This is a genomic window from Vibrio sp. YT-19(2023) (genome assembly GCF_033337395.1).
Genome location: NZ_JAWOQN010000104.1, coordinates 1 through 1357 on the forward strand (window position 1 = coordinate 1; position 1357 = coordinate 1357).

2 protein-coding genes are annotated in these 1357 nt (G+C 48.6%); both read right to left on the reverse strand.

Annotation, left to right across the window (positions count from 1 at the left end; translation table 11 throughout):
* Nucleotides 1–617 (reverse strand): DUF4056 domain-containing protein (locus tag R7E78_RS24140; RefSeq protein WP_318058341.1); only part of this gene is annotated, 617 nt, incomplete at its 3' end.
* A gap of 122 nt (nucleotides 618–739) precedes the next feature.
* On the reverse strand, nucleotides 740–1357 hold a 618-nt coding region (locus R7E78_RS24145; protein WP_318058342.1), incomplete at its 5' end, for a BamA/TamA family outer membrane protein.

Here is a 1357-nt window from a genome sequence, read left to right on the forward strand (position 1 = left end):
CCCAACATGTTGGAGTAGAGATCTTCAAGCGAGTAGGCGGAAATGGTTTCTGGCCAACCTGAAAAACTTGCGTAGCCGTGCCATTGGGCGATCTCGTGGGATTCAGCCTTGAAGTAGGCTAAGCGTGCAGATAAATGAGCGGCCACAGACCACCTTTGTTCATCGGTTAGAAAAGATGCGTCGAACGAGGCCATCTCGATGTATCTTGGTCCTAATTCAGCAGGTAAATCAATGCGATGGGCTTGGCCTAAGTTGGCGAGTATCTCGAAAAATAAGCCCATGGTGTCATCGGCGGTATCGCGCACATGGGCGAGGTCGATAAAGCCACCTTTTTGCGTGTATAAGATTCCGTTATTTTCGCTGCCGCCATGACCCAATGCCGATGAGGATGATGGTGTGTAGTGATATATCCCGCTGGCAAACTTGTGTGGGCCTATCTCCTCAAGTTCGACAACGTTGTTCAGTCGGAAAAAGGGCACTGGAACTGGCCCAATTTTGACTTTCTGCATATCCCCAAAGGCACAACACGGGCGAACGTTCTGCGGTACGGTCAATTGAGGGTAGCGAGACTCATCCAAATACCAATTTTGATTGGTCGTCAAATCACCTTCAAGCATATCAGCGGCCTGATTCGAACTTGGCATCGCATGAATTGCCCAATTGTCGGACGAGCATCCAGCCAAGAAGGTACAAAGGGTGGCAGTGTAAAGAGATATAAAAAGTATACGGTTCATTTCAGTTAAAACGCTTCATTAATTGCAAAGTAAAATCCACTTTGATCGTTACCAAAGCCGATATCTAAACGCAGGTTAACTCGCTGCTTGATTTCAAATCGGTAGCCAACGCCGACAGAGTAGAGCCATTCGTCTTGACCCAGTTGATCAAATTCTTCAGCCAGTGTGCCTGCTCCTAACCAGTACACTATGCCATGGCGCCCAGATAGCGGCTGCCGGTACTCTACTTGGGAAATCAGCATATTTCTGCCGCGATATTGGCCTTGTTCATAGCCACGAAGAGCCTCAGCGCCTCCGAGCATTGCCATTTGATCCCAGCTCACGTCGCCGAAGTTGGATTCGGAGCGTATTTGCCAGGCCAAAACACCAGGAATTGACGATAGGGAACGATAATCGCTGTAATTAAGCCTCACACGTTCAAAATCATTATCTGAGCCTAATTCAGTGCTGAAGTGCTGGTATTCAAGCTCAATCAGCCTGCCTTTTGAGGCATTTAGGGCGAAGTCCCGAGAGTCATAAGTGAGGTTGAGCATGCCGCCAATATTTCGCTGCGTGCTAGGAAACTCCGCCAAATCATCACCTATCCAGGAGATGTGTGTGTTTTCTTGTTTGGCGTTGGACGC